Consider the following 25,593-nt stretch of genomic DNA (forward strand, 5'->3'; position numbering starts at 1 on the left):
GGGGTTCGGAACACCTGGCGCAGGGCCGGTGTACCGCTATTGTGACGTCAAATGCCTCAGGAAGCCAGTTGCTTCCAGGTATCGACCACCGAATCCGGATTCAGCGAGATCGACTTGATGCCTTCCTTGGCCAGCCACAGCGCAAAGTCCGGGTGGTCCGAGGGGCCTTGGCCGCAAATGCCAACGTACTTGTCCAGGCGCAGCGCGGTAGAGATAGCGCGCGACAGCATGAACTTGACGGCCGGGTCGCGTTCGTCGAAGTCCTTGGCCAGCAGCTCCATGCCGGAGTCCCGGTCCAGGCCCAGCGTGAGCTGGGTCAAGTCGTTCGAGCCGATCGAGAAGCCATCGAAGTACTGCAGGAACTCTTCAGCCAGGATGGCGTTGGACGGCACTTCGCACATCATGATGACGCGCAGGCCGTTCTCGCCGCGCTTCAGTCCGTGCTTGGCCAGCAGGCCGATGACCTTCTCGGCCTGGCCGAGCGTGCGCACGAACGGCACCATGATCTCGACGTTGGTCAGGCCCATGTCGTCGCGCACGCGCTTCATGGCCTTGCATTCCATCTCGAAGGCTTCGGCAAAGTCTTCGGAGATGTAGCGCGAGGCGCCACGGAAACCCAGCATGGGGTTTTCTTCGTCCGGCTCGTAGCGCGAGCCGCCGATCAGCTTCTTGTACTCGTTGGACTTGAAATCCGACAGGCGCACGATGACGGGCTTCGGGTAGAACGCCGCGCCGATGGTGGCGATGCCTTCAGCCAGCTTGTCCACGTAGAACGCACGCGGGCTGGCATGGCCACGGGCCACGCTTTCCACGGCCTTCTTCAGGTCGGCATCGACTTGCGGGTAGTCGAGGATGGCCTTCGGGTGGACACCGATGTTGTTGTTGATGATGAACTCGAGGCGGGCCAGGCCAACACCCTGGTTCGGGATCTGGCAGAAGTCGAAGGCCAGTTGCGGGTTGCCGACGTTCATCATGATCTTGACGTCGATCTCCGGCATTTCGCCGCGCTGCACTTCGGTGACCTCGGTTTCCAGCAAGCCGTCGTAGATGCGGCCTTCATCGCCCTCGGCGCACGACACCGTCACCAGCGTGCCGTCCTTGAGCAGGTCGGTGGCGTCGCCGCAGCCGACCACGGCGGGCACGCCCAGCTCGCGCGCGATGATGGCCGCGTGGCAGGTACGGCCGCCGCGGTTGGTCACGATGGCGGCGGCGCGCTTCATCACCGGCTCCCAGTTGGGATCGGTCATGTCGGCAACCAGCACGTCGCCGGGCTGCACGCGCTCCATTTCGGACGGGTCATTGATCACACGGACACGGCCGGTGCCGATCTTCTGGCCGATGGCGCGGCCGCTGGTCAGCACGGGCGCGGTGCCCTTGAGCTTGAAGCGCTGCTCTGCCTTGCCGGCGGACTGGCTCTTCACCGTTTCCGGGCGGGCCTGCAGGATGTAGATCTTGCCGTCGCGGCCGTCCTTGCCCCACTCGATGTCCATCGGGCGGCCGTAGTGCTTCTCGATGATCATCGCGTACTTGGCCAGCTCCGACACATCGGCGTCGGTGATGGAGTAGCGGTTGCGCAGTTCGATGGGCACGTCGACGGTCTTGACGCGGCCGGCTTCGCCCGGCGCGGTGAATTCCATCTTGATCAGCTTGGAGCCGATCGAGCGGCGGATGATGGGGTACTTGCCCGCTTGCAGCGTGGGCTTGAAGACGTAGAACTCGTCCGGGTTGACCGCGCCCTGCACCACCGTTTCGCCCAGGCCGTAGCTGGAGGTGATGAAGACGACATCGGGGAAGCCGGATTCGGTGTCGATGGTGAACATCACGCCTGCGGCGCCCACATCCGAGCGCACCATGCGCTGCACGCCGGCGGACAGCGCGACGATGTCGTGCGCGAAGCCCTTGTGCACGCGATAGGAAATGGCGCGGTCGTTGTACAGCGAGGCGAACACGTGGCGGATCTTGTCCAGCACATCGTCAATGCCGCTGACGTTGAGGTACGACTCCTGCTGGCCGGCGAACGATGCATCCGGCAGGTCTTCGGCGGTCGCCGACGAACGCACGGCGAACGAAGCCTCGGCGCCTTCGCGCTCCTCGGCACGCGCGTAGAACTCGCGGATTTCCTTTTCCAGGCGGGGCTGGAACGGCGCTTCGACGACCCAGCTGCGGATCTCGGCACCGGCTTCGGCCAGGGCCTTGACGTCGTCGACGTTGAGGGCCTTCAGGCGATCGGAGATGCGTTGGGTCAGGTTGCTATGAGCGAGGAAGTCGCGGAAAGCCAGCGAAGTGGTGGCAAAGCCGCCGGGCACACGCACGCCAGCTTCCGCCAGCTGCGAGATCATCTCGCCGAGCGACGAGTTCTTGCCGCCCACGGTTTCCACATCTTCCTTGCGCAACTGCTCGAACGGCAGCAGGTATGCGCCGTCAATTGCCGGGTTGTTCATAAAAGCCTCAAAACAAAGTAAGAAACCTGTTGCTGACGCCCGGAATATTGTTGGAGTTCTGCTACCGGACGGATCGCTTGGCTAAACAGCCCCAGCGGCTCACAATCGGTGTGCGATCGTGATTGCTGCAGCGCACATTGTTGACAATTCGTGGCCGAATCGTTGTGCCAACAGCGCTGGCGGAATTGCTTAGCGAAAAGATCGCCGCTATTCTACCGTGCCGCACCGCACTTTCGCGGAACGCGGATTCAAAAATAATTGTCCATACATGTCCCTCCCCGACGCTCCCCAGCCCGACGCTCCCGCCGCGCCCCTTGCGCCGCAGCACCCCCAGGAACCGCGTAAGGAGGAGGAGCGCCCCGCCATCCGCACGGTCTTTATCGTCTCCGATGGCACCGGCATTACCGCCGAGACCTTCAGCCACTCGATCCTGGCCCAGTTCGAGATGCGTTTCCGCAAGGTGCGCATGCCGTTCGTCGACACGCCCGAAAAAGCGCACATCGCGGTGGGCAAGATCAACGAGGCCTTCTACGCGGAAGGCGTGCAGCCCATCGTCTTCACCACCCTGGTCAACCAGGAGTCGAACAAGGCGATCCGCCGCGCCAAGGCCATGATCCTGGACATGTTCCAGACCTTTATCGAGCCGCTGGAAAAGGAACTCGGGCTGAAGTCCACCCATGCGATCGGACGTTTTCACCAGAACGCGGACACCGAGGCCTACCAGAACCGCATCGAGGCGATCAACTTCTCGCTCGCGCATGACGATGGCCAGTCGCACAAGAACCTGGCCGAGGCCGACATCATCCTGGTGGGCGTGTCGCGCAGCGGCAAGACCCCGACCAGCCTTTACCTGGCCATGCAGTACGGGCTGAAGGCGGCCAATTACCCGTTGATTCCCGACGACTTCGAGCGCGGCAAGCTGCCTACCGCACTCTACGCGTTCAAGAGCAAGATCTTCGGGTTGTCGATCAACCCGCAGCGCCTGGCCGAGATCCGCAACGAGCGGCGCCCGGGCAGCAAGTACGCCGCGCCGGAAAACTGCCGCTACGAGGTCAACGAGGCCGAGGCCATGATGCGCCGCGAGGGCATCAAGTGGCTGTCGTCCACCCACAAGTCGATCGAAGAGATCGCCACCACGATCCTGCAGGAGATCAAGGTGGACCGCGACAGCAACTATTGAGTCAGGCTGACGCCGCGCGGCGGGCGCGCAGGCCCGTCAGTGCGGCGAAGTGGTGGCAGGCTTAACCAGGGCGGCGCTGCCGCACCGCTTCGAACAGGCAGATCGCCGTCGCGGCCGCCACATTCAGCGATTCCAGCCCGCCCGGCTGGGGAATGCCCACCGTGCGGCTGACCTTGGCCATCCATTCCGGGCTCACGCCCGCGCCTTCATTGCCGACCACCCAGCCTACAGGTGCGCGCAGATCGGTGTCGAACACGGCTGCCTGCGCGTGCGAGGACGTGGCCAGCAGCGGCACCGCCAGGCGCGGCGCCAGCATGTCGAGCGTGCAATGCTCGACAATGTTCAGGTGGAAATTGGCGCCCATGGCGGCCCGCAGGGTCTTGGTGGACCAGGCGAAGGCACTGCCCGTGACGAGGAAGGCGTGCTGGATGCCTGCGGCCGCGGCGCTGCGCAGGATAGAGCCGACGTTGCCTGCATCCTGGACGCCGTCCAGGATGATGCAATCGGTGTCGATATGCGACGGCAAGTGGCCGGAGGGCGTATCGATGACCAGCATCAGGTCGATGCCGTTGACCACGCCGGCGATCAGATCGAACAAGGCATCCGCCAGCAGGACCACGCGCTCGGGCTCGATCTGCCTGAGCAGCTGCGCCACCTCGGCATGATCGTAGTGCCGCTCCGACACCACGCACTGCACCGGCTGGCCCAGCGCGTCCAGGTAGGCTTGCGCCAGGTGCACGCCATCCAGCACCGACTGCCCCGCCTTGCGGCGTGCATGCGTGGAACCAGTCAGTGCCTTGAGGTGCTTGAACAGCGCGTTTTCGCGCGACGTGACGTGTTTCACTGTAGCGGCTCCGGGAATGCTGGCGCCGGGATGGCGGCCACGGGCGCGATCCGCCCCATCGCGATGGCTTCGCGCACGGGCGCAAACGAGCGCCGGTGGTGCGGCGTGGCGCCGAACTCGGTGAGCGCGGCCAGGTGCTGCGGCGTGCCGTAACCGGCGTGGGCATCGAAGCCGTACTGCGGGTATGCGGCATGCAGCACCAGCAACTCGCGGTCTCGCGCCACCTTGGCGAGGATGGAAGCCGCCGAGATGGCCTGCACCTTGGCATCGCCTTTCACGATGGCCTCGACCGCAAAGCGCACCTGCGGGCAGCGGTTGCCGTCGACCTGCACCAGGTCCGGCTCCAGGCCGGAATCAGCCAGGCCATGCACGGCACGCTGCATGGCCAGCATGGTGGCATGCAGGATGTTGATCGTGTCGATTTCTTCCACCGAAGCCTGGGCGATATGCCAGCCCAGGGCGCGCTCGCGAATCTCGTCGAACAGCGCCTCGCGGCGGCGCGCGGTCAGCACCTTGGAGTCCGCCAGGCCCTGGATCGGGCGGGCCGGATCCAGCACCACGGCGGCGGCATAGACCGGGCCGGCCAGCGGGCCCCTGCCCGCTTCGTCCACGCCGCACAAGTGGCGTGCCTGCGCGGCGGTGCCGGCCAGGTCAAAGCCGAGCTGGGCCGCATCGCCCTTCGCGGTGGCTGTGGGTCGGCGCGCCATTACACGCCCCTCCGCTGCCGGATCAGGTCGGCGACCACGGCCGAAGCGATCTCGGCGGTATTGCGTTTAAGCGTCTGGTGCATCTGGGTGAAATGGTCCCGCAGGAACGCGGTATTGCCTTCGTCGTTCAACTGCAGCAGCGTCTCGCGCGCCAATGCCTCGGGCGTGGCGTCATCCTGCAACAACTCGGGCACGACAAAACGCCCGGACAGGATGTTGGGCAGGCCCACATACGGCAGATAACCCTGCCGCTTCATGATCTGCGCGGTCAGCCAGGGCACCTTGTACGAAATCACCATGGGCTTCTTGTACAGCGCGGCCTCCAGCGTGGCGGTACCGCTAGCCAGCAGGATCACGTCGGCGGCTTCCATGGCCAGGTGAGACTGCCCGTCGACGACGGTCAGCGGGATCTGCGGATACTGCTGGTGCAGGCCCGCGACGATCTCTCGCAGCGGCGCGCTGGCAACCGGCAGCACAAAGGCGAGATTGCCGTCCATGCTGTGCATGCGCGCCATGGCCGCGAAGAAAGTCGCGCCCAGGTTGCGCACCTCGGACTGCCGGCTACCGGGCAGCACGGCCACCACGCGCGGCCCGGCCGGCAGGCCAAGCTTCTCGCGGGCGCCCTGCGTGTCCGGCACCATCGGGATCACGTCGGCCAGCGGATGGCCCACATAGGTGGCGGGAATCCCGGCGCGGGCGTAGATCTCCGGCTCGAACGGAAACAGGCACAGGATGTGGTCGACCGCGCGCGCGATGGTGCGGATGCGCCCGCCGCGCCAGGCCCAGATCGACGGGCTGACGAAGTGCACCACCGGAATGCCGGCACGGCGCAGCGGCACTTCGAGCCCGAAGTTGAAATCCGGCGCGTCCACGCCGATGAAGCACAGCGGCGGCTGCGCCAGCAGCTTTTCCTTGATGGCGCGGCGCGTGGCGAGAATCTCGCGCAGCGAGCCCAGCACCTCCACGTAGCCGTTGACCGAGAGGGTGTCCATCGGCCATTGCGACTCGAACCCCTGCGCCATCATGCGGGGGCCGCCGATGCCGGCGTAGCTCACTTCACCGAGGCGGGCCTTGAGCCCGCCCATCAGCAGGGAGGCAAGCAGGTCGCCGGAGTTCTCGCCAGCCACCATGGCAATGGTGCCGCGATTGCCCGCACCCGCCGCAACCGGCGTGGCCTCCATGGCCGGTAGGACACCATCGACCATGGCTGTATCCGGCTTCAGCGCACAATGCCGCGCTGCGTGGCGGCAATGAAGTCGAGGAAATCCTGCAACGCAGCCGTGGCGGTGCCTTCGGCCTGCGCAATCAGTTGCGCGATCTCGTTGCGGGCGGCTTCAAAGCTCAGGTCGGACTTGTACAGTACCTTGTAAGCCTGGCGCAGGGCCGCGATCTGCGCGGCGTCAAAGCCACGGCGGCGCATGCCTTCCACGTTGATGCCGTGCGGCGTAGCCTTATTGCCGCCCTTGTCGCCAGCGGCGATCACGAACGGCGGCAGGTCCTGCACCAGGGCAGAGGCGCCGCCCAGCATGGCGTGCGCGCCGATGCGCACGAACTGGTGCACCCCGCTCATCCCGCCAAGAATGGCCCAGTCGCCCACCTGCACGTGGCCGGCGATCTGCGCGTTGCTGGAGAACACCGTGTGATTGCCCACCTGGCAATCGTGCGCGATGTGCACGTAGGCCATGATCCAGTTGTCGTCGCCGATGCTGGTCACGCCCTGGTCCTGCACCGTGCCGGTGTGGATGGTGGTGAATTCGCGAATGGTATTGCGATCACCGATCACAAGCCGGGTCGGCTCGTTGCGGTACTTCATGTCCTGCGGCGTGCCGCCCACCGAAGCGTAAGGCCCGATGCGGTTATCCGCGCCAACGGTGGTATGCCCTTCGATGGTGGTATGCGCGCCCACCTGGGTACCGCTGCCAAGGCGCACGTTGGGACCCACGATGGAAAACGGCCCGACGGTCACGTCGGCTGCAAGCTCGGCCTTCGGGTCAACCAGTGCGCTGGGATGGATTTGCGTCATGCGTCCTGTCCTATGGTCTGAGATGAAAAGATTGAACGGTCAACACAGTGAGCCAAATACGTCCAAGACCTGCCCAGGGCGTAGCCCCGAAGGCAGGTTTCTTAGTCGGCTTGTTTGACGGTGCACATCAACTCAGCTTCACAAGCCACCTTGTCGTCGACGGTGGCAAATGCCTTGAACTTCCAGATGCCGCGGATATAGCGCTCGACAGATACCGTCATGTGCAGCTGGTCGCCCGGCGTCACGACCTGCTTGAAGCGCGCGCCGTCGATGCCGACCAAGTAATACAGCGAGTCTTCCTTGCGCTCTACGTCTTCGCCGAAGGTCAGCAAGCCGGCCGACTGCGCCAGCGCTTCGAGGATCATCACACCCGGCATTACGGGGTGACCCGGGAAATGGCCCTGGAAGTACGGCTCGTTCATGGTGACGTTCTTCAGCGTTTTGATACGCTTTTGCGGCTCCAGTTCAAGCACGCGGTCTACCATCAGGAACGGGTAACGATGCGGCAGCAGCTTGAGGATCTTGCGGATGTCGATATCGACGGCGTTCATGGTTTTTTCTCTTCGGTATGCTGGATAGATTTGCCGGCGTCCTGCCCTTGCAAGCGCTTCTCGAGCTGGATCACGCGATCGCGCAATTTGCTCAGGCCTCGCAAGGTGGCTGCGGTGCGTTCCCACTCGCCATGCGGCTGGACCGGGAACACGCTGGTGAAATGCCCGCCGGGCTTGGAAATGGATTTAGTGATCGAAGTGCCACCGGACACCGTGGTGCGGTCGGCAATGTTCAGGTGGCCGGCAAAGTTGGCAGACCCCCCGATCACGCAGAAGCGCCCGACCTTGGTACTGCCGGCAATCGCTGCGCATCCCGCGATCACAGTATGCGCGCCCACCCGCACGTTATGCGCGATCTGTACCTGGTTGTCGAGCTTGCAGCCGTCCTCGATGACCGTGTCGGCCATGGCGCCGCGGTCGATGGCGGTATTGGCGCCGACCTCGACGTCATTGCCCAGCACAGCGCGGCCGGTCTGGGGAATCTTGACGTACTCGACGCCAGCCGGGCCAATGTCCGGGGCAAAGCCGAAGCCATCCGCCCCCAGCACCACACCGCTGTGCAGTATGCACCTCATGCCCACTACGCATTGGTGATAGACCGAGACATTGGCGTAGATCAGCGTGTCATCGCCAATCTGCGCCCCGGCGCCGACAAAGCCGTTGGCCAGGATACGCACCCGCTCGCCTAGCCGGGCCCCACTCTCGATCACCACGTTGGGGCCAATAAAGCAGGACGCCGGCACCACGGCATCGGGCGCCACGCTGGCGCGCGGGTCGATGCCGGTACGGTGGTCGGTATTGGCACGGCGATCGAACCCCTGCGCGATTCGCGCAAAGCACACGTAGGGATTGCGTGCCACCAGCCAGTTGCGGCCGTCGGCCTGCCCTTCGGCGCGAATGCGCTCCAGGTCGGTCGCCGACACAATCACGGCGCCGGCGCCGGAGGCCAGCGCCTGCGGCAGGTACAGGGGATTCGAGAGAAACGAGAGCTGGTCGGGACCGGCCTGGTCGAGCGGCGCGAGGCCGCGCACGGCGAGGTCGGGATCACCCACAACCTGCGCGCCGGTATCGGTGGCGAGCTGACCCAGTGTGGGTGTTTGCATGGCAGTACTTCCTTGGACGGCGAAAACTGGCAGCTTACTTGCTGCCGGCGTTCAACGCTTTCATCACATCGTCGGTAATGTCGATGCGAGGATTGACGTACACGGCCTCTTGCACGATCAGGTCGTACTTGCGCTGCTCCGCAAGCTGACGGATCACGCGGTTGGCGCGCTCGAGCACCTGGGCCAGTTCCTCGTTGCGGCGCTGGTTCAGGTCCTCGCGGAATTCACGTTGCTTGCGCTGGAATTCGCGATCGAGATCGGCCACTTCGCGTTGACGGCGCTGGCGGTCGGCATCGGCCAGCACGGCGGTGTCCTTGTCGAGCTTGTCGGCCATGCCCTTGATCTTCTGGGCCATGTCCTGCAACTCGCGGTCGCGCTTGGAGAACTCCTGTTCCAGCTTGACCTGGGCCTGCTTGGCAGGCACCGAATCACGCAGGATACGCTCGGAATTGACCGCGGCGATGCGCGCTTCCTGCGCCGTGGCGGGCGCGGCTGCCAGCAGCGCACCAACCGTCAGCGCAGCCGCCGTCAGGCTTTTGATCAGTGGGAATGTTGTTTTCATGAATCCGTTCCTCAATCTTCTATCTTCTATGCCCGATCAGAACGCAGTACCGATCTGGAACTGGAAGCGCTGCACCTTGTCGGTCTCGTCCTTCTTCAGCGGGAAGCCCACGCTGATCTTGAGCGGACCGATCGGCGAGAGCCAGGACATGCCCAGGCCCGTCGAATACTTGAGCTGGCTGAACAGTATCGGGGCCCCTTCCTCGTACACGTTACCAAAGTCGAAGAAGGTGAACAGGCGCAGGGTCCGGTCCACGCCAGAGCCCGGCAGCGGGAAGATGAATTCGACGTTGCCGATCATCTTGGAAGCGCCACCAATCGGGTTGCCGTTCTGGTCCTTCTTGCCCAGCGTACTGGTCTGGTAGCCGCGAACCGAACCGATACCACCGGCGTAGAAGTTCTTGAACACCGGGAACGGCGTGTTGCCATAGCCGTGACCGTAAGCCACTTCACCGTTGAAGGCCAGCGTGAAGGCCTTGGACAGCGGATAGAAATATTGCTGCTGGGCACTGGCGCGATAGTACTGCGTATCGCCGCCGGGCACGCCCACTTCAAGGTTGACCTGCGTGTAGGGTCCCTTGGTGGGGACCAGCGCGCTGTCGCGGCGATCGCGGGCCCAGCCGATCGTGAACGGGAAGTTGTTGATCGGATCGCCGCTCGACTTGCCGATCTTGTTCAGCCACTGGCCGTACTGGATCGGCGTGTTCGGCGAAATGGTCACCTGGGTGCGCTCGTAGCCGATACCGAAGAACACGGTATCGGTTTCCGTAAACGGCACGCCGAACTTGACGTTGCCGCCTTCCGATACGATCTTGTAGTCCTGGTCACCGGTGTAGTACAGCGGCCGCGACGTACGGTAGTAGATATCGGTTGAGCGGCTGATGCCGTCCACCGTGAAATACGGGTCGTACTGCGTCAGCGAGATCGTGCGGAAGGACTTCGCGGTGTTCACGTCCAGGCCCAGGCTGGTACCCGACCCGAACACGTTGTCCTGGCGCAGGCCGGCTTGCAGCACCAGCTTGTCCGTGGAGGAGAAGCCCAGGCCCAGGCTGATCTGCCCGGTCGGCTTCTCGGTCACGTTGACGTTGACATCGACCTGGTCGGGCGCGCCGGGCACGTCCTCGGTGGTGATGTTTGTGTCGGTGAAGTAGCCGGTACGGTTGATACGGGCCTGCGATTGCGTCAGCTTTTCGCTGTCGAACCACGAGCTTTCCATCTGGCGCATTTCGCGGCGCACCACTTCGTCGCGCGTCTTGCTGTTGCCCACCACGTTGACGCGGCGCACATAGACGCGACGGCCAGGATCGACCATCAGGGTCAGCGCGACTTCACGCTTTTCCTTGTCGATCTGCGGCTGCGGGTTGATGGTGGTGAACGCGTAGCCGTAGGTGCCCAGCAGGTCGGTAATGGCCTTGGTGCTCTGGGTCAGCTTCTCGGACGAGAAGACCTCGCCCTTCTGCAGCTTGAGCAGCTTTTCCATCTCGGCCTGCTTGCCGAGCAGCTCGCCCGCCAGGCGGATATCCGACACCTTGTACTGGTCGCCTTCCTTGATGTTCAGCGTCAGGAAGATGTCCTTCTTGTCCGGCGTGATCGACACCTGCGTCGATTCGATGGCGAACTCGAGGTAGCCACGGTTCAGATAGTACGAACGCAGTGCTTCCAGGTCGGCGGTGAGCTTCTGCTTGGAATACAGGTCGTTCTTGGTGTACCAGGACAGCCAGTTCGGAGTCGACAGCTGCATTTCATCGCGCAGCGTGCTTTCCTTGAAGGCCTTGTTGCCGACGATATTGATCTGGCGGATCTTGGCCACCGGACCTTCGTCGACATTGAACACCACCGACACGCGGTTGCGGTCGACCGGGGTGATCGTGGTCTGGACGTCGGCGGCATAGTAGCCACGCGCCACGTACTGACGCTTGAGCTCCTGCTCTGCCTTGTCGATCAGGGCCTTGTCGTAGTACCGGGCCTCGGCCACGCCCACCGCGCGCAACGAGCGGCGCAGGGTGTCCTTGTCGAATTCCTTGATGCCGACGAATTCGAGCTGGGAAATGGCGGGACGTTCTTCCACCTGGACCACCAGCACGCCGTCCTCGGAACGGATCTGGACGTCCTTGAAGAACCCGGTGTTATACAGGGCACGAATGGCGTCCGCGCCCTTGTCGTCGCTGAAGGTTTCGCCGACCTTGACCGGCAGGTAGCCGAACACCGTACCCGGCTCGACCCGCTGCAGGCCCTCGACACGAATGTCCTTGACGACGAATGGCTCCGCGGCCCAACTCACTGGGGTCCAGGCTGCGATGATGGCACTCGCCAGCACGCCCAGCGAGATGCGCTTATGTCTGATCAATCTTGATCCCCTCTTTGATTCCATGCAGGATTGGGCTCCGATGCTTCACGGGGCTGCGCTTTGGCTCGGCAGGCGCGGGGTGTCAGTGACACCCGCACGCCGCAGCCGGCAACCTATGTCTAGCCGCGCGCTAAAAACAGCCGGCTGACATCGTTGAACAAGGCGAGCGAAGTCAGGAGCAAGACGCAGGCGATGCCGACCTTCTGCAGCACAGCCTGCCAGTGGTCTGGTACGGGCCTGCCAGTCAAAAATTCAACGCAATAATACAGCAAATGCCCCCCATCCAATACCGGAATAGGTAACAAATTCAATACACCGAGGCTAACACTGACCAACGCCAGGAAGCCGACAAAGGGCTGCCAGCCGAGGTGGGCGGCGCGCCCCGCGTAGTCCGCCACGGTCAGCGGGCCGCTCAGGTTCTGCAGCGAAGCCTGCCCCACCAGCATCTTTCCGAGCAGCTTGAGCGAGAGCGCGCTGGTGCTCCAGACCTGCCCGACCGCGCGGCTCAGCGCCTCGACCGGCTGGTAGCGCACAGTTTCCATCTCGACCGCCTGGCTCAGCGCGGCGCCCAGCTTGCCAGTGGCGGCGGCTGCCGCGCTGGCGCCCTGCGCCGCGGGAACCGTATCGAGCTTCACGGGCACATCCAGGCGCCGGCCCTCCCGCTCGATGCCAAGCGTGACCTCGGCGCCGGGCTGCGCCCTGACCCCGCGGATCAGTTCGCCAGCCTGGGTCAGCGGGTGTCCTTGCCAGGCCACCACGCGATCGCCCTGGCGCAGGCCGGCGCGTTGCGCAGCGGAGTCCGGCAGGACTTCAGTGATCGTCACCGGCCCGCCCTTGAGGGCCAGCCCCAGGGTGGCAAGCGGGTCTTGTTCGGGATTGCCGCCGGTATTCGGCAACCGCGGCAGCTTCACATCGCGCTCGGCGCCATCGGCAGCGCGCACGTGCAGCACCGCGCTGGCGTCGCCAAAGCCCTGGGCGAACACGGCCATGCGCAGGTCGTTCCAGGAACGCACCTGCTCGGTCTCGCCATTGGCCTGCAGCGCCAACACGCGGTCGCCCTCGCGCAAGCCCGCCGCAGCCGCGGGGGTGCCGGCAGGCGGCGCCGCGACGATGGGCGCGGCCTCGCGCATGCCGCCGGCAAACAGCACGAAATACAGCACGATGGCCAGCGCAAAGTTGGCCAGCGGACCAGCCGCCACAATCGCGAAGCGCTTGGCCACCGGTTGCCGGTTGAAGGCGCGTGGCAGGTCCGCGGGATCGAGCGGCGCGTCATGGCCCGGATCGCTCTCCCGCTCATCGAGCATCTTGACGTAGCCGCCGAGCGGAATCGCGGCGATGGTCCACTCGGTACGGTCCCGCCCCTTGGACACCCAGCGCACCAGCGGCCGCCCGAAGCCGATCGAGAAGCGCAGCACCTTGACCCCGCATAGGCGCGCGGCCAGGTAGTGACCCATTTCATGGAAATAGATCAGGATGCAAAGGGCGGCGACGAAAGCAATTACGGTTTGCATGGCAGGCAGCTTGTCGTCAGGGGCTGGAACGCCCCGATGGCACAAAGTAGACGCCGGGCACGAGGCCCGGCAACCGGTGCGCCAGCCTCGGCCGGTGCGCCGCTATTGTCGCCGATCCCGGCCGCACCGCCACCGGCGTCAGCACGAACGCGCGCTTTCCAGCAAGGCGCCAGCGCGGCGGCGCGCATCCTGGTCGATGTCCATCACGCCTTCCAGCGTGTCGACACTGCCCGGCGAGGCCTGCGTCAGCACCTGCGCCACGATGCGCGCGATGTCGGTAAAACGGATCCGGCCTTGCAGGAACGCCTCGACGGCAACCTCGTTGGCGGCGTTCAGGATGGCCGGGGCCACCCCGCCCGCCCGCAAGGCGTCGAACGCCAGGCCCAGGCAGGGAAAACGCGCCAGATCCGGGGTTTCGAAGGTCAGCGCGCCGGCACGGGTAAGGTCCAGCGGGGAAACGCCCGCGTGCATGCGCTCGGGATAGGCGAGCCCGTAGGCGATCGGCGTACGCATGTCCGGGTTGCCGAGCTGGGCCAGCACCGAGCCGTCCGCGTAGGACACCATCGAATGCACAATGCTCTGCGGGTGAATCAGCACCTCGATGCGGTCCGCCGGCGCGGCGAACAACCAGTGCGCCTCGATCACCTCCAGCCCCTTGTTCATCATGGTGGCGGAGTCGACCGAGATCTTGCGGCCCATCACCCAGTTCGGGTGGGCGCAGGCCTCGTCCGGCGAGATATCGTGCAAGGTGGCCGGGTCCCGAGTCCGGAACGGGCCGCCGGAAGCCGTCAGCAGGATCTTGGAGACGCCCGCGCTCAGGCGCGGATCGTCCGCCGGCAGGCACTGGAAGATGGCATTGTGCTCGCTGTCGATCGGCAGCAGCGTGGCGCCGTGCTCGCGCACGGCATCCATGAAGAGCCGGCCCGACATCACCAGCGCTTCCTTGTTGGCCAGCAGCACGCGCTTGCCCGCCCGCGCCGCGGCCAGCGTGGGACGCAACCCGGCGGCGCCGACGATGGCGGCCATCACCGAATCGGCCGCGGGATCGACCGCCACCGCTTCCAGGGCCGCTTCGCCATAGCCCACCTCGGTTTTGATGCCGTCGGCACGCAGCAGCGCCTGCAGCTCGCTTGCGGCCTGGGCGGTGCCTACCACAGCGTGCGCCGGGCGGAACTCGCGGCACTGCGCCGCCAGTTTGTCGACCTGCCGGTGCGCCGTCAGCGCATGGACGGCATAGCGCTCGGGGTGGCGCTTGACCACATCAAGCGTACTTTCCCCGATCGAGCCGGTGGCACCCAGGACGGTAATACGACGCATATCAGATCAACTCAAAGATAGATGGCCAGCAAGGCGGCCAGCGGAAACACGGGCAACAGCGCGTCGATCCGGTCGAGCACGCCGCCATGGCCGGGCAACAGCCGGCTACTGTCTTTCATGCCAACCTGGCGCTTGAGCAACGACTCGAAGAGATCGCCGACCACGCTGGCGACCACCAGCAGGGTCGACAGCAGCGCCACGACGGCCAGGCCCTTATGGTCGGCCATGCGAGAGAACCAGGTCGGGGAAAAAGCTTGGGTAGCGGCCAGCCCGAGTGCGATCAGCAGCACCACCAGCCAGCCGCCGATGGCGCCTTCCCAGGACTTGCCCGGGCTGATGGTGGGGGCAAGCTTGCGCCGCCCGATGGCCTTGCCGACGAAATAGGCGCCGATATCGGCCGCCCAGACCAGCACCGCTACTGACAGCAGCACCCCGATGCCCAGCTCTCGCAGGATCAGGGTGGCGTGGCCGAACGCGGGCAGCATGAACAGGCCGAGAATGGCGCCCAGCAAGGTAAAGGACGGGCTCGCCTGGCGCACGCCGCGCGCCAGCAGCACCACGGCGACGCCCCAGCAGGCCACGCCGATCTGCAGCAGGCGCGTCAGCGCCTGGCGGTCGGCGGCGTCATGCCAGCCGATCAGGGCAACCAGGCAGGCCACCGCATAGACATAGGGCCAGAAGCCGCGCAGCCCGATCAGGCGGCCGAATTCCCAGCCCGCCAGGACGACGATCACCGCCACCAGGCCGGCCAGCGCCGACGGAGGTGCCAGAAACAGGATCGGCAGGATCAGCAGCAACAGGCATACGGCGGTGATGACACGGGTAAGAAGCATGCGCTGCGGGATTCCGGTGAAAAAATGGAAAACGGGCTTCAGGCGGTGCCGGAAAGGCCGGGTGGTGCCACCACTTGCGCGCTGGTACGACCGAAGCGGCGCTCGCGCTGCCGGTACGAGGCAAACGCCTTGTCGAGCTCGGCGGGGCTGAAATCCGGCCAGAACACGTCGGTGAAATAGAGTTCGGAGTAGGCCAGCTGCCACAGCAGGAAATTGCTGATGCGCTGCTCGCCACCGGTGCGGATGAACAGGTCCGGCTCGGGCGCGTAGGCCATGGCCAGGTGCGGCGCGAGCATGGATTCGTCAACGGACTCCGGATCGAGCATGGGCGAGCGCGCCAGCATCTTGCGCATGGCCTGGAGCAGATCCCAGCGGCCGCCGTAATTGGCGGCGATCGTCACCGTCAGGCCGGTGTTGTTGTCCGTGCGGGCCTCGGCGTCGGCGATCAGCTGCTGGATACGCGGGCTGAAGCGACTCAGGTCGCCGACCACCCTCACCCGGATATTGTTGGCGTGCATCTTGACCACCTCGCGGCGCAACGCGGTCATGAACAGCCGCATGAGGAACGAGACTTCGTCCGCCGGGCGGCGCCAGTTCTCGGAACTGAACGCGAACAGGGTCAGGTACTGCACGCCACGCGCGGCGCAGGCCTCCACCACGGCCCGGACGGCATCCAGGCCACGGCTGTGGCCGGCTACGCGTGGCAGGTGCCGCTTGGTCGCCCAGCGGCCGTTGCCATCCATGATGATGGCGACGTGGCGGGGCACATAGGTAGAGTCGGGGACGCTGAGCGTGGAACTGATGTGATGCATGATGGGAAACGGTACCGGACACAGCGGCGGCTGGCAAGCCGCCGCATCAAGCGTCACACCGTCATGATCTCCTTGTCCTTCTCGGCGACCATCCTGTCGATCTCGGCAACGAACTTGTCGGTCAGCTTCTGGACATCGTCCTGGCCGCGGCGCTCGTCGTCCTCGGAAATGGCTTTGTCCTTGACCAGCTTCTTGAACTGCTCGTTGGCATCCCGGCGCAGGTTGCGCACGGCGATCTTGGCGCCCTCGGCCTCGCCCTTGACGACCTTGGCGAGTTCCTTGCGGCGCTCTTCGGTCAGCATGGGCATGGGCACGCGGATGGTCTCGCCCATGGTCGACGGGTTCAGGCCCAGGTCCGCGTCGCGGATGGCCTTCTCGATGGCGCTGACCATCTTCTTTTCCCAAGGCTGCACGCTGATGGTGCGCGAATCGGCCAGGCCGACGTTGGCCACCTGGCTGATCGGCACCGGGGAGCCGTAGTAATCCACTTGCACGTGGTCGAGCAGACCGGTGTGTGCACGACCAGTGCGAATCTTGGCCAGGTCGGCCTTGAACGCTTCAATGGTCTTTTGCATTTTCTGCTCGACGCTCTTCTTGGTGTCGGCGACGCTCATCTTTACCTCCGAAAACGGGTAACCATGATCCTGGACGGCGGGATCGAAAATGAATCATTCTACTCTTTGCCGGCACGCGCGCCACCTTCGGCGGCAGCGCGCCAGCGCCTGGTGCAGCACTTATACGTGCACCAGAGTACCTTCGTCTTCGCCCAGGATTACGCGTTTGAGCGCACCCGGCTTGACGATGGAGAACACCTTGATCGGCAGCTTCTGGTCGCGGCACAGGGCGAATGCCGTGGCATCCATCACCTGCAGGTTGCGCGAGATCGCCTCGTCAAAGGAGATGGTGGTATAACGCGTGGCGCTGGGGTCCTTCTTGGGGTCGGCGGTGTAGACGCCGTCCACCTTGGTCGCCTTGAGCACGATCTCCGCGCCGATTTCCGCGCCGCGCAGGGCCGCCGCGGTATCGGTGGTGAAGAACGGGTTGCCGGTGCCGGCGGCGAAGATCACCACCTTACCCTCCTCCAGCTGGCGGATGGCGCGCGGGCGGATGTAAGGCTCGACCACCTGGTCCATGCGCAGGGCCGACTGCACGCGCCCCACGATGTCGGCGTGGCGCATGGCATCCTGCAGGGCCAGCGCATTCATCATGGTGGCCAGCATGCCCATGTAGTCAGCCGTGGCGCGGTCCATGCCCGCCGCCCCGCCGGCCACGCCGCGGAAAATATTGCCGCCACCGATCACCACCGCGACCTGGACGCCCAGCCTCACGATCTCGGCGATGTCATTGACCATGCTTTCGATGGTGGAGCGGTTGATGCCGAAGGCATCATCGCCCATCAGGGCTTCGCCGGACAATTTCAGTAGGACGCGCTTATAGGCTGGCATATTGATCCCCGGAGCTGGTTCGGCTCGTTCTGTTGAGCCGGAAATTTGAAGGCAGGCGGCACGGATCGGCGTGCCGCCGCTATAAAAGCCGGTTTTCGGGGTGGCCTGGCTCCGGCACGGCAACAGCGCGATAACACACGAAAAACTCGCGTTCAAAGCGCCCCTGGGGCACGGCAGGTCAGACGACTGCGGAAACGGGCTACCAAGCCCGCGCCGCACGGGTAAGCGCGGCGCGGTCATTTGTGCCGAGGGGCACCTTGCGGTGCCCCTCGGCATTATACGGCGACCGGTGGGGCACCCTACCGGGCACCCTGGCCGCCAGGACTTCAGGCCTTTTGGGCAGCTGCCACTTGGGCGGCCACTTCAGCGGCGAAGTCGTCCTGCTTCTTCTCGATGCCTTCACCGACCACGTACAGGGTGAAACCCTTGACCGTGGTGTTGGCGGCCTTGAGCATCTGCTCGACGGTCTGCTTGTCGTTCTTCACGAAGGTCTGGTTGAACAACGACACTTCCTTCAGGTACTTCTGCACCGAGCCCTCGACCATCTTGGCGACGATTTCGGCCGGCTTGCCCGATTCGGCAGCCTTTTGCTCGGCGATGCTGCGTTCCTTGGCGATCAGGTCGGCGGGCACGTCGGCGGACGACAGCGACACCGGCTTCATCGCGGCAACGTGCATGGCCACGTCCTTGGCGGCGGTTTCGTCGCCGTCGAACTCGACCATCACGCCGATGCGGGTGCCGTGCAGGTAAGCAGCCAGCTTGCCGCCATTGGCATAGCGGGCAAAACGGCGGATCGCCAGGTTTTCGCCGATCTTGCCGATCAGGGCGGTACGGGTGGCTTCCACGGTCACGCCGTCGATTTCCAGCGCCGACAGCGCAGCCACGTCGGCCGGGTTCTGCTTGGCGACCAGCTCGGCGACCTTGTTCGAGAACGCCATGAAGTCGTCGTTCTTCGACACGAAGTCGGTTTCGCAGTTCAGTTCCACCAGCGCGCCGGTGGTACCTTCGATGAAGGACACGACCACGCCTTCGGCGGTCACGCGCGAAGCGGCCTTGCTGGCCTTGTTGCCCAGCTTGACGCGCAGCAGCTCTTCAGCCTTTTCCAGGTTGCCTTCGGCCTCGGTCAGGGCCTTCTTGCATTCCATCATCGGCGCGTCGGTCTTCGCGCGCAGTTCTGCCACCATGCTTGCGGTAATTGCCGCCATTTGTCACTCCTTGAATGGTTCGCCCCGCCCTACCCCGCCGTCGATGTGGCGCGATCCGGGACCGGAGGTAAGTTCAACTTCACCCGCGCCAGATCATGCCAGGGGCGGATGACAACAATTCGAAAAAAGGGGGCGTAAGATTCGCCCCCTCGGTTGCCGGAAAACCCCCGGCTGCGCGCAGCGCCCCGGCCCAGGGGCCGGTTGGCTAGCGATGATGTGTCAGCTTGCGATGCGCGCGGTACGGGGTCCTCTCGGCAGCAAGCCTTTAGGCTTCTTCGACTTCGACGAAATCGTCGCCGCCGCGTGCGGCTTCAACCACGTCCTGCACGGCGTTTGCACGGCCTTCCAGGATCGCGTCGGCCACGCCGCGCACGTACAGGGCAACTGCCTTGCTCGAGTCGTCGTTGCCCGGGATCACGTAGTCGATGCCTTCCGGCGAGTGGTTGGTATCGACCACGCCGATGACGGGCACGCCCAGCTTCTTGGCTTCGGTCACGGCAATCTTGTGGTAGCCGACGTCGACCACGAAGATGGCGTCAGGCACGCCGCCCATGTCCTTGATGCCGCCGATGGACTTTTGCAGCTTGTCCATTTCGCGCTCGAACATCAGCGCTTCCTTCTTGCTCATGGTTTCCAGCGCGCCAGCTTCCTTGGCGGCTTCCATGTCCTTCAGGCGCTTGATCGAGATCTTGACGGTCTTGAAGTTGGTCATCATGCCGCCGAGCCAGCGGGCATCGACGTAAGGCATGCCAGCGCGGCCTGCTTCTTCAGCCAGGATCTCGCGCGATTGACGCTTGGTGCCCACGAACAGCACGGTGCCGCGGTTTGCTGCCAGTTGACGCACGTACTTCAGCGCGTCCTGGAACATCGGCAACGTCTTTTCGAGGTTGATAATATGGATCTTGTTGCGATGGCCGAAGATGTACGGAGCCATCTTGGGGTTCCAGAAGCGGGTTTGGTGGCCGAAGTGGCAACCGGCTTCCAGCATTTCGCGCATGGTAACGGACATGAAAAATCTCCAAAAGGGTTAGGTCTGAAGTCCGCCCCGACATTCCTGAAAAGGAACACCCCGGATGGACGGACTCGCAATTTCAATAACTTTGTATTTAATAAGCGCAAGGCGCCTGCCAAATACCGTAGCACTACCGCAGCACAGTAGTGACTGCCCAGCCCGCCAGCCGCTGCCCGCAAGGTCCAAGGTCACATCGACCTGCCAGGTAGCCGCAAGAAGGCTAGCCAGCGATTGTAGCAACAAAATAGGACTTCGCTCAAGGGGCCACTTGCCATGAAAAGCAGGCGGCTGTAGCCGGCGAAGCCCGTTTTCGGCTGCGGTTGGTGCCCGATGGTGCGATAATCCCACTTTCAGATTCAATTTGAGGCGCAGCCCGTGGCTTCGCCGCCACTTTTGCGAGCAGCATGAGCATCCATATCAAGAACGCCGACGATATCGCCCAAATGCGGGTAGCCTGCCGGCTGGCCTCCGAGGTCCTCGACTACATCACGCCCTTCGTCAAGCCGGGGGTCACCACCGGCGAACTCGACCGGCTGTGCCACGCCTATATGCGCGATGTGCAGGGCACGGTACCCGCGCCACTGAATTATGCGCCGCCCGGCTACCCCCCCTTCCCCGGCGCCATCTGCACGTCGGTCAACGACGTGATTTGCCATGGCATCCCGGGCGAGCGCGTGCTGAAGTCCGGCGACGCGGTGAACCTCGACATCACCGTGATCACCAAGGAAGGCTACTACGGCGACACCAGCCGCATGTTCATTGCTGGTGAGGGCTCGATCCTGGCCAAGCGCCTGGCGCAGATCACTTTCGAATGCATGTGGAAGGGCATCGCCCAGGTGCGCCCCGGCGCCCGCCTCGGCGATATCGGCCATGTGATCCAGGTCCATGCGGAAGCGGCCGGCTATACCGTGGTACGCGAGTACTGCGGCCATGGCATCGGCAAGAACTTCCACGAGGACCCGCAGATCCTGCACTACGGCCGCCCCGGCACCGGCATGGAAATCCAGGCCGGCATGATCTTCACGATCGAGCCGATGGTCAACGCCGGCAAGCGCGATATCCGCACCATGCCCGACCACTGGACCGTCAAGACGCGTGACCGCAGCCTGTCCGCGCAGTGGGAGCACACCATCCTGGTGACCGAGACCGGCTACGACGTGCTCACCGTCTCCGCGGGCACGCAGGCGCCGCCGTCGTTCGTCACTGATTCTGTTGCAGCCTGACGCTACGGGCGCCAAAGTTGGCGCCCTTCTTGTTTCAGCTGTCCCTTCGATGCCCCAAGCCCTAGCCATGGACGCCACGCCGGAAATCATCCTCGCCACCCGTGTTCGCGATCAGCTGAAAGCCGACAAGCAAGCCGTGTTCGCGGACTTCAACGCGCACGGCCATGTCGGCCACCTGCTGACGCGCCTGCGGCGCGCGGTCGATGCCGCGCTGGTCGAGGCCTGGCGCGGCCTGGGCCTGCCGGACGACAGCGCGCTGGTGGCGGTGGGCGGCTACGGGCGCGGCGAGCTGTTCCCGTTTTCCGATGTGGATGTGCTGCTGTTGCTGCCATCGGAACCCGACGAGGACACCACCTCCAGGCTGGAGAAATTCATTGGCCTGTGCTGGGACCTGGGCCTTGAAATCGGCTCCGCCGTGCGCACCGTGGACGACTGCATCCGCGAATCGCGCCAGGACGTGACGATCCAGACGTCCTTGCTGGAAGCGCGCCTGCTGACGGGCAACCGCAAGCTGTTTGCCGAGCTGCAGACGCGCTACCAGGCCGACCTGGACCCGCGCGCCTTCTTCCAGGCCAAGCTGCTGGAAATGCGCCAGCGCCACGCCAAGTACCAGGACACGCCCTACTCGCTCGAGCCCAACAGCAAGGAAAGCCCCGGCGGCCTGCGCGACCTGCAGGTGATCCTGTGGATGACCAAGGCCGCGGGGCTGGGCGACAGCTGGAAGGAACTGTTCGAGCGCGGGCTGCTGAGCGAGCGCGAAGCGCAGGAACTCGCCCGCAACGAGCGCCTGCTCAAAACCATCCGCGCGCGGCTGCACCTGGTGGCCGGGCGCCGCCAGGACGTGCTGGTGTTCGACCTGCAGACCGCGCTGGCCGAGGCCTTCGGCTACCGCCAGAACAATAACAAGCGCGCCAGCGAGCAGCTGATGCGCCGTTACTACTGGGCAGCCAAGGCGGTCACGCAGCTCAATATCGTGCTGCTGCTCAATATCGAGGCCATGCTGTTCCCCAGCGAATCCAAGGTGACGCGCGTCATCAACGAGCGCTTCGTGGAACGCCAGGGCATGCTCGAGATCACCAGCGACGATCTCTACGAGCGCGAGCCCCACGCCATTCTGGAAACCTTCCTGGTGTACGAGCGCACGCCGGGCGTCAAGGGCTTGTCGCCACGCACGCTGCGCGGCCTGTACAACGCCCGCACGGTGATGGACGCGAGCTGGCGCAACGATCCGGTGAACCGCCGCCTGTTCCTCGCCATCGTGCAGGAGCCGCAGGGCATCACCCACGCGCTGCGCCTGATGAACCAGACCAGCGTGCTGGGCCGCTACCTGATCAACTTCCGCCGTATCGTCGGGCAGATGCAGCACGACCTGTTCCACGTCTACACGGTGGACCAGCACATCCTGATGGTGGTGCGCAACATGCGCCGCTTCGCCATCGTCGAGCACACGCACGAGTTCCCCTTCTGCAGCCAGTTGATGGCGACCTTCGACCGCCCCTGGGTGCTGTGGGTGGCGGCGCTGTTCCACGACATCGCCAAGGGCCGCGGTGGCGATCACTCCAAGCTCGGCACGGCGGATGCGCGGCGCTTTTGCAAGCAGCACGGCATCGAGCGCGAAGATGCCGACCTGATCGCCTGGCTGGTCGAGCATCACCTGACCATGAGCCATGTCGCGCAGAAGCAAGACCTGACCGATGCGGACGTGATCCATGCCTTCGCCCGCGTGGTCGGCACCGAACGCTACCTGACCGCGCTCTACCTGCTGACCGTGGCCGATATCCGCGGCACCAGCCCCAAGGTGTGGAACGCGTGGAAGGGCAAGCTGCTGGAAGACCTCTACCGCATCACGCTGCGCGTGCTGGGCGGCGCGCGCGTGGACCCGCACTCGCTGTGGGCGCAGCGCAAGGACGACACCATTGCGCAGCTGCGGCTCAAGGCGTTTGACCCGGAACTGGGCAAGCCATTGTGGGCCCAGCTCGACGTGGCCTTCTTCCTGCGCCACGATGCGCGCGACATCGCCTGGCTCACGCGGCACCTGTACAACAAGGTGGACAGTCCGGTGCCGGTGGTCAAGGCGCGCCTGTCGCCCGCGGGCGAAGGCCTGCAGGTGGCAGTCTACGTCAAGGACCAGCCCGACGTGTTCGCGCGCATCTGCGGCTACTTCGAGCGCAAGAGCTTCTCCATCCAGGAAGCCAAGATCCACACCACGCGCCACGGCTATGCGCTGGATACGTTCCAGGTGACCGACCCGGGCATCAGCAGCGATGCCAGCGGCAACTACCGCGACATCATCGCGCTGGTGGAGCACGAACTGGCCGAGCGCCTGCAGCAGCAAAGCACGCTGCCGGAACCCGCCCAGGGGCGGCTGTCACGCCAGTCGCGCAGCTTCCCGATCAAGCCGCGCGTGGACCTGCGCCCCGACGAACGCGGCCAGTACTACCTGCTTTCCTTGTCGGCCAACGACCGCACCGGCCTGCTGTACGCGATCTCCCGCGTACTGGCCAAACATCGCACCTCGGTGCATACCGCCCGCATCAATACGCTCGGCGAGCGGGTGGAAGACGTTTTCCTGGTCGATGGCAGCCGCCTCGCCTCGGATAACAAACTGCAGTTACAGCTTGAACAGGACCTGCTGGCGGCGCTGGCCATCTAGGCCGGACGCCCCACATAGAAGATATGACCGATAGCAATTCGCCCAAGCGCAAGACGCTGGGCATCAAGACCGCCGCGCCCGAGGGCAATGCCCGCAAACCCGCCGCCACCCGGCCGGTGCGGGTGTCCGACCTGAACCGCGGACGCGTGCGCGCCGTGGTCGACGGCATCAAGCAGGCACAGGAACGCGCCGGCGGCCGCAAGAAAGCGCAAGACGCTGGCCAGCGCCCGCCGCGCGGCCCGCGCACGGGCGAAGGCCAGGATCGTCCGCGACGCTTTGGCCCGGGTGAAGGCCAGGATCGGCCCCGCCGCTTTGGCGGCGACAGCAGCGACCGCCCGCGCAATTTCGGCTCCGGCGAAGGCCAGGACCGTCCGCGCCGTTTCACCCCGGGCGAAGGCCAGGATCGGCCTCGCCGCTTTGCTGGCGAAGGCAACGACCGCCCGCGCAATTTCGGCTCCGGCGAAGGCCAGGACCGTCCGCGCCGTTTCACCCCTGGCGAAGGCCAGGATCGCCCCCGCCGCTTTGCTGGCGAAGGCAATGACCGTCCGCGGCGTTTCGCCCCAGGCGAAGGCCAGGACCGTCCCCGCCGCTTTGCCGGTGAAGGCAATGATCGTCCACGCAATTTCGGCCCAGGCGAAGGCAACGATCGTCCACGCCGCTTCAGCCCCGGCGAAGGCCAGGACCGTCCGCGCCGCTTTGCGGGCCAGGGCGACGACCGCCCTCGCCGTCCCGCTCACGGTGGCGACAATGACCGTCCGCGCCGCGCCGGCGATGCCGGCCAGCGTGACTACCAGGGCGCCCGTGCGGAACGTACGGAACGTGCCGCACCCGTACAGAACGCGCCCCAGCCCAGCTCGGATGGCCTGGTACGCCTGTCCAAGCGGATGTCGGAACTCGGCCTGTGCTCGCGCCGCGAAGCCGATGAATGGATTCCGCGCGGCTGGGTACTGGTCGACGGGCAGCCCGTCACCGAACTGGGCTCGCGCATCAGCCCGGACGCCAATATCGAGATCCACCAGGCTGCACGCTCCGAGCAAGGCGAACGCGTGACCGTGCTGCTGCACAAGCCGGTCGGTTACGTGTCGGGCCAGGCCGAAGATGGCTATGAGCCCGCCGCCGTGCTGTTCGCGCCGGAAAACCAGTGGGAGCTGGACCCCACCCGCAAGCGCTTTGCCCCGTGGCAGCGCAAGAGCCTGGCACCTGCCGGCCGGCTCGACATCGACTCCACCGGCCTGCTGGTGCTGACCCAGGACGGCCGCGTTGCGCGCCACCTGATCGGCGAGGATTCGACCGTCGAGAAGGAATACCTGGTGCGGGTGAGCTGGGATTCGCCGGAAGGCCTGGTCGAGCGCGACATCTCGCACGTGTTCCCGGTGGAACTGATCGAGAAGCTGCGCCACGGCCTGTCGCTGGATGGCGAAGCGCTCAAGCCGGCCAAGGTGAGCTGGCAGAACGAGGAGCAATTGCGCTTCGTCCTGCGCGAAGGCAAGAAGCGCCAGATCCGCCGCATGTGCGAACAGGTTGGCCTGCGGGTCGTGGGACTGAAGCGCGTGCGCATGGGCCGCATCGTGCTGGGCGACCTGCCGGTGGGCCAGTGGCGCTTCCTCGGCGCCTTCGAGAAGTTCTGAGCGCCAGGCGAAAAAGCAAGCTGGCGGCCGCCATGGCCACCAGCGCGCATCTGCCGAGCCGCATACTCACCGGCTCGATCGCATGATGCCACGCGCCGTGCCATTGCCAGGCACGTGGCACTCGACACCCTAGCATCGCTTGCCCGGTCTGGCCGCCGGGACAAACCCAGCGGCCTCGCATAGCCAATGCCTCAAGC

General features: G+C 65.0%; 20 protein-coding genes and 1 pseudogene. 4 read left to right on the forward strand and 17 right to left on the reverse strand.

Annotated elements, in window-relative coordinates:
• Positions 1 to 56: 56 nt before the first annotated feature.
• The gene (ppsA, locus tag AC1RQK_RS08880) at positions 57 to 2,441 is read right to left on the reverse strand and encodes a phosphoenolpyruvate synthase (protein ID WP_492371710.1); all 2,385 of its coding nucleotides are present in this window, start codon (positions 2,439 to 2,441) and stop codon (positions 57 to 59) included.
• Between the two features lie 268 nt (positions 2,442 to 2,709).
• On the opposite strand from ppsA, the gene ppsR reads away from it, so the two are divergent.
• A complete protein-coding gene (ppsR, locus tag AC1RQK_RS08885; RefSeq protein ID WP_301542523.1) occupies positions 2,710 to 3,621 on the forward strand; it encodes a posphoenolpyruvate synthetase regulatory kinase/phosphorylase PpsR in 912 nt (303 codons plus the stop codon).
• 61 nt (positions 3,622 to 3,682) lie between these two features.
• Here the strand turns inward: ppsR and AC1RQK_RS08890 are convergent, their stop codons facing one another.
• The 16 genes from AC1RQK_RS08890 to rpsB all read right to left on the reverse strand — a co-directional run bounded on the left by AC1RQK_RS08890 (position 3,683) and on the right by rpsB (position 19,889).
• Positions 3,683 to 4,465 (reverse strand): TrmH family RNA methyltransferase, encoded by a 783-nt coding sequence (locus tag AC1RQK_RS08890; protein WP_416048775.1) that lies wholly within the window; start codon positions 4,463 to 4,465, stop codon positions 3,683 to 3,685.
• Positions 4,462 to 5,172: a ribonuclease HII gene (gene rnhB / locus AC1RQK_RS08895; RefSeq protein WP_492371709.1), complete on the reverse strand. Its 711-nt coding sequence runs from the start codon at positions 5,170 to 5,172 to the stop codon at positions 4,462 to 4,464. Before rnhB ends, AC1RQK_RS08890 begins: the two co-directional genes overlap by 4 nt.
• A complete protein-coding gene (gene lpxB, locus AC1RQK_RS08900; protein ID WP_492371708.1) occupies positions 5,172 to 6,377 on the reverse strand; it encodes a lipid-A-disaccharide synthase in 1,206 nt (401 codons plus the stop codon). Before lpxB ends, rnhB begins: the two co-directional genes overlap by 1 nt.
• Positions 6,378 to 6,391: 14 nt before the next feature.
• A complete protein-coding gene (gene lpxA / locus AC1RQK_RS08905; protein ID WP_492371707.1) occupies positions 6,392 to 7,195 on the reverse strand; it encodes an acyl-ACP--UDP-N-acetylglucosamine O-acyltransferase in 804 nt (267 codons plus the stop codon).
• A gap of 101 nt (positions 7,196 to 7,296) precedes the next feature.
• Positions 7,297 to 7,746: a 3-hydroxyacyl-ACP dehydratase FabZ gene (fabZ, locus tag AC1RQK_RS08910; RefSeq protein WP_150983486.1), complete on the reverse strand. Its 450-nt coding sequence runs from the start codon at positions 7,744 to 7,746 to the stop codon at positions 7,297 to 7,299.
• On the reverse strand, positions 7,743 to 8,849 hold the full coding sequence (lpxD, locus tag AC1RQK_RS08915; RefSeq protein ID WP_492371706.1) for a UDP-3-O-(3-hydroxymyristoyl)glucosamine N-acyltransferase: 1,107 nt from the start codon (positions 8,847 to 8,849) through the stop codon (positions 7,743 to 7,745). The genes fabZ and lpxD overlap by 4 nt, the downstream gene beginning before the upstream one ends.
• A gap of 34 nt (positions 8,850 to 8,883) precedes the next feature.
• Positions 8,884 to 9,411 (reverse strand): OmpH/Skp family outer membrane protein, encoded by a 528-nt coding sequence (locus tag AC1RQK_RS08920; RefSeq protein WP_492371705.1) that lies wholly within the window; start codon positions 9,409 to 9,411, stop codon positions 8,884 to 8,886.
• Between the two features lie 36 nt (positions 9,412 to 9,447).
• Positions 9,448 to 11,781, reverse strand: coding sequence for an outer membrane protein assembly factor BamA (bamA, locus tag AC1RQK_RS08925; protein WP_492371704.1), 2,334 nt, complete (start codon positions 11,779 to 11,781; stop codon positions 9,448 to 9,450).
• A 95-nt stretch (positions 11,782 to 11,876) separates the two neighbouring features.
• Positions 11,877 to 13,268 carry an RIP metalloprotease RseP gene (gene rseP, locus AC1RQK_RS08930; protein ID WP_492808589.1) on the reverse strand — a complete coding sequence of 464 codons (1,392 nt, stop codon included), beginning with the start codon at positions 13,266 to 13,268 and terminating at the stop codon, positions 11,877 to 11,879.
• 138 nt (positions 13,269 to 13,406) lie between these two features.
• The gene (gene ispC / locus AC1RQK_RS08935; RefSeq protein WP_492808591.1) at positions 13,407 to 14,585 is read right to left on the reverse strand and encodes a 1-deoxy-D-xylulose-5-phosphate reductoisomerase; all 1,179 of its coding nucleotides are present in this window, start codon (positions 14,583 to 14,585) and stop codon (positions 13,407 to 13,409) included.
• Positions 14,586 to 14,596: 11 nt separating this feature from the next.
• Positions 14,597 to 15,418: a phosphatidate cytidylyltransferase gene (locus AC1RQK_RS08940; protein ID WP_492371701.1), complete on the reverse strand. Its 822-nt coding sequence runs from the start codon at positions 15,416 to 15,418 to the stop codon at positions 14,597 to 14,599.
• A 38-nt stretch (positions 15,419 to 15,456) separates the two neighbouring features.
• Positions 15,457 to 16,230, reverse strand: a complete 774-nt coding sequence (gene uppS, locus AC1RQK_RS08945) for an undecaprenyl pyrophosphate synthase (RefSeq protein WP_492371700.1) — start codon at positions 16,228 to 16,230, stop codon at positions 15,457 to 15,459.
• 53 nt (positions 16,231 to 16,283) lie between these two features.
• Positions 16,284 to 16,844 (reverse strand): ribosome recycling factor, encoded by a 561-nt coding sequence (gene frr / locus AC1RQK_RS08950; protein WP_043346946.1) that lies wholly within the window; start codon positions 16,842 to 16,844, stop codon positions 16,284 to 16,286.
• Between the two features lie 120 nt (positions 16,845 to 16,964).
• Positions 16,965 to 17,675 carry a UMP kinase gene (gene pyrH, locus AC1RQK_RS08955; RefSeq protein WP_043346948.1) on the reverse strand — a complete coding sequence of 237 codons (711 nt, stop codon included), beginning with the start codon at positions 17,673 to 17,675 and terminating at the stop codon, positions 16,965 to 16,967.
• 326 nt (positions 17,676 to 18,001) lie between these two features.
• Positions 18,002 to 18,880, reverse strand: coding sequence for a translation elongation factor Ts (gene tsf, locus AC1RQK_RS08960; RefSeq protein ID WP_492371699.1), 879 nt, complete (start codon positions 18,878 to 18,880; stop codon positions 18,002 to 18,004).
• Positions 18,881 to 19,145: 265 nt separating this feature from the next.
• Complete coding sequence (gene rpsB / locus AC1RQK_RS08965) at positions 19,146 to 19,889, reverse strand: 30S ribosomal protein S2 (protein WP_043346950.1); 744 nt, start codon at positions 19,887 to 19,889, stop codon at positions 19,146 to 19,148.
• 404 nt (positions 19,890 to 20,293) lie between these two features.
• Between rpsB and map the strand changes: the two are divergent.
• From map to AC1RQK_RS08980, 3 genes and pseudogenes are all read left to right on the forward strand, one after another.
• Positions 20,294 to 21,115 (forward strand): annotated as a pseudogene (gene map, locus AC1RQK_RS08970) (type I methionyl aminopeptidase); the annotation flags it as partial.
• Between the two features lie 67 nt (positions 21,116 to 21,182).
• Positions 21,183 to 23,768, forward strand: a complete 2,586-nt coding sequence (locus AC1RQK_RS08975) for a [protein-PII] uridylyltransferase (RefSeq protein ID WP_492371723.1) — start codon at positions 21,183 to 21,185, stop codon at positions 23,766 to 23,768.
• A gap of 23 nt (positions 23,769 to 23,791) precedes the next feature.
• A complete protein-coding gene (locus AC1RQK_RS08980; RefSeq protein WP_492808593.1) occupies positions 23,792 to 25,396 on the forward strand; it encodes a pseudouridine synthase in 1,605 nt (534 codons plus the stop codon).
• Positions 25,397 to 25,593 lie beyond the last annotated feature (197 nt).

The sequence above is a fragment of the Cupriavidus sp. GW822-FHT02D05 genome (genome assembly GCF_058802485.1).

Excerpts from the sequence above, each read along its gene's own strand:
- tsf (WP_492371699.1), bottom strand. The coding sequence starts at position 18,880 with ATGGCGGCAATTACCGCAAGCATGGTGGCAGAACTGCGCGCGAAGACC.
- ispC (WP_492808591.1), bottom strand. The coding sequence starts at position 14,585 with ATGCGTCGTATTACCGTCCTGGGTGCCACCGGCTCGATCGGGGAAAGT.
- rpsB (WP_043346950.1), bottom strand. The coding sequence starts at position 19,889 with ATGTCCGTTACCATGCGCGAAATGCTGGAAGCCGGTTGCCACTTCGGC.
- uppS (WP_492371700.1), bottom strand. The coding sequence starts at position 16,230 with ATGCATCACATCAGTTCCACGCTCAGCGTCCCCGACTCTACCTATGTG.
- pyrH (WP_043346948.1), bottom strand. The coding sequence starts at position 17,675 with ATGCCAGCCTATAAGCGCGTCCTACTGAAATTGTCCGGCGAAGCCCTG.
- frr (WP_043346946.1), bottom strand. The coding sequence starts at position 16,844 with ATGAGCGTCGCCGACACCAAGAAGAGCGTCGAGCAGAAAATGCAAAAG.
- lpxD (WP_492371706.1), bottom strand. The coding sequence starts at position 8,849 with ATGCAAACACCCACACTGGGTCAGCTCGCCACCGATACCGGCGCGCAG.
- AC1RQK_RS08980 (WP_492808593.1), top strand. The coding sequence starts at position 23,792 with ATGACCGATAGCAATTCGCCCAAGCGCAAGACGCTGGGCATCAAGACC.
- bamA (WP_492371704.1), bottom strand. The coding sequence starts at position 11,781 with ATGGAATCAAAGAGGGGATCAAGATTGATCAGACATAAGCGCATCTCG.
- AC1RQK_RS08975 (WP_492371723.1), top strand. The coding sequence starts at position 21,183 with ATGGACGCCACGCCGGAAATCATCCTCGCCACCCGTGTTCGCGATCAG.
- lpxA (WP_492371707.1), bottom strand. The coding sequence starts at position 7,195 with ATGACGCAAATCCATCCCAGCGCACTGGTTGACCCGAAGGCCGAGCTT.
- AC1RQK_RS08920 (WP_492371705.1), bottom strand. The coding sequence starts at position 9,411 with ATGAAAACAACATTCCCACTGATCAAAAGCCTGACGGCGGCTGCGCTG.
- AC1RQK_RS08940 (WP_492371701.1), bottom strand. The coding sequence starts at position 15,418 with ATGCTTCTTACCCGTGTCATCACCGCCGTATGCCTGTTGCTGCTGATC.
- ppsR (WP_301542523.1), top strand. The coding sequence starts at position 2,710 with ATGTCCCTCCCCGACGCTCCCCAGCCCGACGCTCCCGCCGCGCCCCTT.
- rnhB (WP_492371709.1), bottom strand. The coding sequence starts at position 5,172 with ATGGCGCGCCGACCCACAGCCACCGCGAAGGGCGATGCGGCCCAGCTC.
- rseP (WP_492808589.1), bottom strand. The coding sequence starts at position 13,268 with ATGCAAACCGTAATTGCTTTCGTCGCCGCCCTTTGCATCCTGATCTAT.
- ppsA (WP_492371710.1), bottom strand. The coding sequence starts at position 2,441 with ATGAACAACCCGGCAATTGACGGCGCATACCTGCTGCCGTTCGAGCAG.
- lpxB (WP_492371708.1), bottom strand. The coding sequence starts at position 6,377 with ATGGTCGATGGTGTCCTACCGGCCATGGAGGCCACGCCGGTTGCGGCG.
- fabZ (WP_150983486.1), bottom strand. The coding sequence starts at position 7,746 with ATGAACGCCGTCGATATCGACATCCGCAAGATCCTCAAGCTGCTGCCG.